General features: G+C 75.1%; 8 protein-coding genes. 7 read left to right on the plus strand and 1 reads right to left on the minus strand.

Features of this window, described 5'->3' with window-relative positions; all coding sequences use genetic code 11:
* The 7 genes from JZ5iCDA_RS15200 to JZ5iCDA_RS15230 form a co-directional block, all read left to right on the plus strand.
* Nucleotides 1-695, plus strand: a 695-nt coding sequence (locus JZ5iCDA_RS15200) for a RibD family protein (RefSeq protein WP_171905399.1), incomplete at its 5' end; no start/stop codon positions are given.
* Between the two features lie 17 nt (nucleotides 696-712).
* The gene (locus JZ5iCDA_RS15205; protein WP_069387916.1) at nucleotides 713-1324 is read left to right on the plus strand and encodes a riboflavin synthase; all 612 of its coding nucleotides are present in this window, start codon (nucleotides 713-715) and stop codon (nucleotides 1322-1324) included.
* Nucleotides 1325-1380: 56 nt separating this feature from the next.
* Nucleotides 1381-2712, plus strand: a complete 1332-nt coding sequence (ribB, locus tag JZ5iCDA_RS15210; protein WP_069387921.1) for a 3,4-dihydroxy-2-butanone-4-phosphate synthase — start codon at nucleotides 1381-1383, stop codon at nucleotides 2710-2712.
* Entirely contained in the window at nucleotides 2709-3176 is a 468-nt protein-coding gene (gene ribH, locus JZ5iCDA_RS15215) for a 6,7-dimethyl-8-ribityllumazine synthase (RefSeq protein WP_069387917.1), read from the plus strand. Before ribB ends, ribH begins: the two co-directional genes overlap by 4 nt.
* 77 nt (nucleotides 3177-3253) lie before the next feature.
* Nucleotides 3254-3517 carry a phosphoribosyl-ATP diphosphatase gene (locus JZ5iCDA_RS15220; protein WP_069387918.1) on the plus strand — a complete coding sequence of 88 codons (264 nt, stop codon included), beginning with the start codon at nucleotides 3254-3256 and terminating at the stop codon, nucleotides 3515-3517.
* Nucleotides 3518-3612: 95 nt separating this feature from the next.
* The gene (gene hisG / locus JZ5iCDA_RS15225; RefSeq protein WP_069387919.1) at nucleotides 3613-4467 is read left to right on the plus strand and encodes an ATP phosphoribosyltransferase; all 855 of its coding nucleotides are present in this window, start codon (nucleotides 3613-3615) and stop codon (nucleotides 4465-4467) included.
* A gap of 22 nt (nucleotides 4468-4489) precedes the next feature.
* Complete coding sequence (locus JZ5iCDA_RS15230; protein ID WP_069387920.1) at nucleotides 4490-4972, plus strand: PH domain-containing protein; 483 nt, start codon at nucleotides 4490-4492, stop codon at nucleotides 4970-4972.
* Nucleotides 4973-5061: 89 nt separating this feature from the next.
* Here the strand turns inward: JZ5iCDA_RS15230 and JZ5iCDA_RS15235 are convergent.
* On the minus strand, nucleotides 5062-5459 hold a 398-nt coding region (locus tag JZ5iCDA_RS15235; protein ID WP_171905400.1), incomplete at its 5' end, for a DbpA RNA binding domain-containing protein.

The following is a 5459-nucleotide window of genomic DNA, read 5'->3' on the forward strand; positions in this document are numbered from 1 at the left end:
GCGGTGGCGCCGCGGTGCTGCGAGCCGCGGGCGTGCGGGTCGTGCGGGGGCTGCGCGCCGCGGAGGGCGCGGCGCTGCTCCACGTGTGGCTGACGGCGGTGCGGCGCGGCACCCCGTACGTGACGCTCAAGACGGCGACGACGCTCGACGGCTTCGTCGCGGCGGAGGACGGGACGAGCCGCTGGATCACCGGTCCCGAGGCGCGGTCGCACGCCCACCGGGTGCGGGCCGCCGTCGACGCGATCGCTGTCGGCACGGGCACGGTCCGCGCGGACGACCCGTCACTGACCGCGCGCGTCACGGGTCACGACGGCGTCGAGCGCCTCGCCGACCACCAGCCGCTGCGCGTCGTCGTCGGGCGCGGCGGGATCCCGCCGCGCTCCCGCCTGCGGGGTGACGGGGGGCCGCTCCTGCACCTGCCCACGCACGACGTGGCCGAGGTGCTGCGCGCGCTCGCCGCGCGCGAGGTCCGGCACGTCCTCGTGGAGGGCGGCCCGACGCTCGCGACGGCGTTCCTCACGGCGGGCGCCGTCGACGAGCTGCACGCGTACGTCGCCCCGGCGCTGCTCGGCGGGGGCCGTCGCGCGGTGGGCGACCTGGGCGTGCGGACGATGACCGACGTGCGGCGGTTCCGCACGGTGGAGGTACGGCGCGTCGGCGACGACGTGCTGATGGTGTCGAGGTCGGTTCGATGAGAGGCAGGGAAGTCCGGATGTTCACGGGGATCGTCGAGGAGATCGGCACGGTGCGCGACATCGCGTTCCCGGACGGCGCGGGGGCGGACGCCGTCCTCACGGTCGAGGGGCCGTTGGCGACGTCCGACGCCGCGCCGGGTGACTCGATCGCGGTGGACGGCGTCTGCCTCACCGTCCGGGAGCTTCCCGGTGACGGGACGTTCACGGCCGATGTCATGCCGGAGACGCTGCGGCGCACGACGCTCGGGCGGCTGAGCGCGGGCTCGCGCGTCGACCTCGAGCGGGCGCTCCGGGCGGACGCCCGGCTCGGCGGACATGTCGTCCAGGGGCACGTCGACGGCGTCGCGACGCTCGTGAGCCGCGACCCGGGCGATCGCTGGGACGACCTGCTGTTCTCGGCCCCGCCGTCGCTGCTGCGGTACGTGGCCGAGAAGGGCTCGATCGCGGTGAGCGGCGTGTCGCTGACCGTGACGCGGGTGGACGGCACGACGTTCGGCGTCTCGCTCATCCCGACGACGCTCGAGGCGACCGTGCTCGGCGACCTCGCGCCCGGCGACCCGGTGAACGTCGAGGTCGACGTGATCGCCAAGTACGTCGAGCGGCTGCTCTCGGCAGGGGCGGCGTCGTGACCCGGCCGCAGGACCACCGGGACGCACCGGCCGCGAGCGCCGGGGCGGCGTCGGGGGTGCGGCTGGGGACGGTGGAGGAGGCGCTGGCGGCGATCCGGGCGGGTCGTCCGGTGCTGGTGGCGGACTCTCCGGACCGGGAGGACGAGGCGGACGTGGTGTTCGCGGCGCAGGGTGTGTCGGCGGAGTGGGTGGCGTGGACGATCCGGCACTCGTCGGGGTACCTGTGCGCGCCGATGCCGGCGGAGCGGGCGGACGCGCTGGAGCTGCCGTTGATGGTGCCGCACAGCCAGGACCCGCGGCGGACGGCGTACACGGTGACGGTGGACGCGGCGACGGGCGTGTCGACGGGGATCTCGGCGGAGGACCGGGCGCGGACGTTGCGGGTGCTGGCGGACCCGTCCTCGGGGGCGGAGGACCTGATCCGTCCGGGGCACGTGCTGCCGTTGCGGGCGGTGCCGGGTGGTGTGCTGCACCGTGCGGGGCACACGGAGGCGGCGGTGGACCTGGTGCGTCTGGCGGGCGTGGGGGAGGTCGGCGGTATCGCGGAGCTGGTGCACGACGACGGGACGATGATGCGGCTGGGGGACGCGGCGGCGCTGGCGGAGCGGGAGGGGCTGGTGCTGCTGACGATCGCGGACCTGGCGGCGTGGCGGCGTGAGCACGACCCGGTGCCGGCGGGCGGCGGTCGGGTGGAGCGTGAGCGTGCGGTGCGGCGGGTGCACCGGACGGCCGAGGCGGAGCTGCCGACGGCGTACGGCCGGTTCCGGGTGATCGGGTACCGGGACCTGCGGACGGGGGCGGAGCACGTGGCGCTGGTTCCGGCCGCGAGCGCCGGGGGCGCGGGGAGCGGTGACGCCGGGGGCGTGCCGGGTGCGCCGGTCCCGGTGGTGCGGGTCCACTCGGAGTGCCTGACGGGGGACGCGTTCGGGTCGTTGCGGTGCGACTGCGGTCCGCAGCTGCAGGCGGCGATGGAGCGGGTGTCCCGGGAGGGTGGTGCGGTGGTGTACCTGCGGGGGCACGAGGGCCGGGGGATCGGGTTGCTGGCGAAGATCGGGGCGTACGGGTTGCAGGACGCGGGGCTGGACACGGTGCAGGCGAACCTGGAGCTGGGGTGGCCGGCGGACCGGCGGGAGTACGGGGCGGCGGCGGCAGTGCTGGCGGACCTCGGGCTGTCGCGGGTGACGCTGCTGACGAACAACCCGGCGAAGGTGACGGGTCTGGTGGCGCACGGCGTCGACGTCGTGGGCACGGAGCGGCTCGAGGTGGGGCATGGTGCGCACAACCGGGCGTACCTGCAGACGAAGAAGGTGGCGATGGGTCACCTGCTGGAGACGGTGGAGGCGCCGTCAGGCGTGCTCGCCGAGGACGACATGGAGGAGGGGCGATGAGCGGTGCGGGTGCGCCGTCGATCCGGGTGGACGGGTCGGGGCTGCGGGTGGTCGTGGTGGCGGCGAGCTGGCACACGGAGGTGATGGACGGTCTGCTGGCGGGTGCACGGCGGGCGCTGGCGGAGGCGCACGTGTCGCACGTGACGGAGGTGCGCGTGCCGGGATCGTTCGAGCTGCCGGTGGCGGCGGCGCGGGCGGTGGAGCACGGTGCGGACGCGGTGGTGGCCCTGGGTGTGGTGATCCGGGGCGGGACGCCGCACTTCGAGTACGTGTGCCAGGCGGCGACCATGGGTCTGACGGACGTGAGCGTGCGCACGGGCGTGCCGGTGGGGTTCGGCGTGCTGACGTGCGACGACGAGCAGCAGGCGCTGGACCGTGCGGGGCTGCCGGGGTCGCGCGAGGACAAGGGCGCGGAGGCGGCGGAGGCGGCCGTGGCGACGGTCGTGGCCCTGCGGTCGCTGTGACCCTTCTCGCGGGCCGGGACGGTGCCCGGTGGGCGGACCGGGGCGGCCCGGCCGGGGTGGGCCGATACCCTGGCCCGGTGAAGACGTTCGAGTCCCTGTTCGCCGAGCTGTCGGAGAAGGCCACGACGCGACCTGCCGGTTCCGGCACGGTCGCCGAGCTGGACGCCGGGGTGCATGCGATCGGGAAGAAGGTCGTCGAGGAGGCGGCCGAGGTGTGGATGGCGGCCGAGTACGAGGGCGACGAGAAGACGGCGGAGGAGATCTCCCAGCTGCTCTACCACCTGCAGGTGCTCATGCTGGCGAAGGGCCTGAGCCTGCAGGACGTGTACGAGCATCTGTGAGCGGCCGCGCCCGTGAGCATCGTGCTCCGGGCCGCGAGCGCCGCTCCTCCTCGTCCGTGCCTGCCCCTGCCGTCTCCCTGAACGAAGGTTTCTCCATGCTGCGTATCGCCGTCCCCAACAAGGGGTCCCTGTCCGAGCCCGCCGTCGAGATGCTGCGCGAGGCGGGGTACCGCCAGCGTCGTGACTCGCGCGAGCTGGTGCTCGCCGACCCGGACAACGACGTCGAGTTCTTCTTCCTGCGCCCGCGTGACATCGCGGTGTACGTGGGGTCGGGGACGGTCGACGTCGGGATCACGGGTCGTGACCTGCTGCTGGACTCGGGCGCGGAGGCGGTCGAGCACATGCAGCTGGGCTTCGGCGGGTCGACGTTCCGGTACGCGGCCCCGGCGGGGACGGTCTCGTCGCTCGAGCAGGTGCAGGGGCTGCGGGTGGCGACGTCGTACGAGGTGCTCGTGGAGTCGCACCTGCGTTCGCACGGCGTGGACGCGACGGTGGTGCACCTCGACGGTGCGGTGGAGTCGGCGGTGCAGCTCGGTGTCGCGGACGTCGTCGCGGACGTCGTGTCGACGGGCACGACGCTGCGTGGGGCGGGCCTGGAGGTGTTCGGCGACCCGATCCTCGTGTCGGAGGCGGTGCTGATCCGCCCGCGCGCCGTCGCGGAGGCGGACGTGCCGGCGGGCGTGGAGGTCCTGACCCGGCGCCTGCAGGGCGTGCTCACCGCCCGGGAGTACGTGCTCATGGACTACGACGTCCCGGTCTCGCTCGTGGATCAGGCGGTCGCGATCACGCCGGGCCTGGAGTCGCCGACGGTGTCGCCGCTGCACGACCGCGAGTGGGCGGCGGTGCGCGCGATGGTGCGCCGCGACCGCACGAACCAGGTCATGGACGCCCTGTACGACGTCGGTGCACGGGCCATCCTCGTCACGAGGATCCACGCCTCGCGACTGTGACGGGGTGTGAGACGGTGAGGCGATGAGCGGTGACCCGCAGCCGGGTGCGCGCGACGGGGACCCGTACCGGGTGTTCCGCCCGCGGTTCGGTCTCGTCTCGGCGTGGGCGACGGGCGTCGTCGTGGTCGGCGGCTGCGCCCTGGTGGGCCTGACCGCGTCGGGCCCGATGGGCACGGCCGCGGCGAACCGCGTGTCCCTCGCCGTGTTCGCGCTGTTCGCGGCGTGGCTCCTGTGGCGCCTCGGCGGCGTCCACGCGGCACCCAGCCCGCAGGGGCTGCGGGTGCGCAACGTCATCTACACGCGCCGGCTCGAGTGGGCGCAGATCCTGTCCGTCCGCATGGGCAGCGGCGACCCGTGGGTGCACCTCGACCTCGCGGACGGCTCCACCCTCGCCGTCATGGGCATCCAGACGGCCGACGGCGCCCGCGGGCAGGCCGAGGCACGGCGCCTGGCCGCGCTCGTCCAGGCGCACGGCGAGGCACCCGAGCACGACAGCACCCGCTGAGCCCGGACCGCACCCCTCGAGCACGGCGAAGGGCCCCTGCCGGAGCAGGGGCCCTTCGCCGTACCGGGTGCGCCGCACGGGCGCCGGGATCAGTACGCCGCGCGGTGACGGGCCTTGCGCTCCCCGCCGCGCTCGTCGTGCCGGCCGGCCGGACCGTGGCCGCCACGCGGACGGTCCGAGCCGGCACGCGGGCCCTTGCGCGCCGCGGGGGCGCCCTCGTCGACGCGGATGCGCAGGAACTTGCCCGCGACCCGGGCGCGCGAGATGCGGTCCAGCGTCGCCTCGTCGAGCGGTGCCGCGATGTCCACGAGCGAGAACGACGGGAAGATGTCGATCTTGCCGACGTCCGACCCGTTGAGACCCGCCTCGTTCGTCAGCGCGCCGACGATCCCGCCCGGCTGCGCGCCGTGCGTGTACCCGACCGAGAGGCGGTACCGCGTGCCGACGGCGTCACGGCGGCCGCCGCGCGTCCCGTCGCCCTCGCGGC

It is taken from the genome of Cellulosimicrobium cellulans, from assembly GCF_001722485.1.
Lineage (GTDB): Bacteria > Actinomycetota > Actinomycetes > Actinomycetales > Cellulomonadaceae > Cellulosimicrobium > Cellulosimicrobium cellulans_A.